The organism is Bacillus sp. 05T31, assembly GCF_056396725.1.
On the sequence record NZ_JBFTMA010001001.1, the window covers coordinates 1 to 1,154 of the forward strand.

The 1,154-nt window shown below is 31.4% G+C and carries 2 protein-coding genes and 1 pseudogene; all 3 read left to right on the plus strand.

Going from position 1 to position 1,154, the window contains the following annotated elements; all coding sequences use genetic code 11:
* Positions 1-324: 324 nt before the first annotated feature.
* The gene (locus AC1DJR_RS30695) at positions 325-549 is read left to right on the plus strand and encodes an HNH endonuclease signature motif containing protein (RefSeq protein ID WP_477004337.1); all 225 of its coding nucleotides are present in this window, start codon (positions 325-327) and stop codon (positions 547-549) included.
* Between the two features lie 20 nt (positions 550-569).
* Positions 570-1,022 (plus strand): YrhA family protein, encoded by a 453-nt coding sequence (locus AC1DJR_RS30700; RefSeq protein WP_074594986.1) that lies wholly within the window; start codon positions 570-572, stop codon positions 1,020-1,022.
* A gap of 18 nt (positions 1,023-1,040) precedes the next feature.
* Positions 1,041-1,154 (plus strand): annotated as a pseudogene (locus AC1DJR_RS30705) (SMI1/KNR4 family protein); the annotation flags it as partial.

The following is a 1,154-nucleotide window of genomic DNA, read 5'->3' on the forward strand; positions in this document are numbered from 1 at the left end:
TATTGATACTTATCAAACAGCTAAGGATAAGCTATTATTGATACTTATCAAACAGCTAAGGATAAGCTATCACCTTATCAATATACTAAAAGGACTACGGATGGTGACATTTTTGTTGGTAAATTATATGGAGAAGATGTAATTCTTAAAGATGTTAAAGTTGATGAAATTACTTATTCTAAGAGAACCCGAGAAGAAACTGATCAACTTCGGAAGGAATTTGATAGAAGTGTCAGAAAAGATTTTCTTAAATCCTTAGTTAATGACCCTGTTAAGCTTGCTGAACTTAAGAATGCTGGTATATTAGATGGGGATATAGAATTGATGAAAAGAGGAAAGCCTCCAATAGGGTGGCAAGTACATCATAATCTTCCATTAGATGATGGAGGGACAAATGCATTTGAAAATTTAACTTTAATACAAAATCACCCATATCATAAAGCTATAACTAATACACAACGTACATTAACTAAAGGCTTACAACCTGGAGATAGTGTAGACATAAGCTGGCCTATACCGAAATATAATATCTACCCTAAAGGGGAATAAATTTAGAAAGAGGTTTTTATATGTGGAAAAATATGATTTTGGAAATTGGAGATATATTGAAAAGTGTTAATTATAAGCTGAATACACCCGCAACGGATACTGAAGTTCAAAGATTAAGAGAACATGTAAAAGAGAAATTTAATGTTGATTTACCGAGGGAATACGAAGAGTTTCTTAAAACTGTAAATGGTTTAGACTTTGATGGACTGGTACTTTACGGAGTTGATTCTTCTTTATTAGAAACAAAAAAAGATGAACATATTTGCGGCTTTATAGACACGAATGAGATTTGGTATGAAAATGAATTTCAAAAAGAGTATCTTTTCTTTGGCGATTCAAATATTGCGTGGTTTTGTAAAAGTTTATCAGACGGTACTTATTTAGAACTTGATAAACCATCAGGTACGGTAATGAACACATATAATGATTTTAATACAATGCTTGAGGAAGCGTTAAAAATAACCCTTCTTTAATAGGAGGTAGTAAAAATTATGTTTAATTTTTTGAAAAAACACATTGTAGCAGACGAGAGTGTTAAATCTAATCAAACACCTATTTTTTATCCTTTACCAAAAGAAGAGATAGCAGAAGCAGAAGATTTGTTG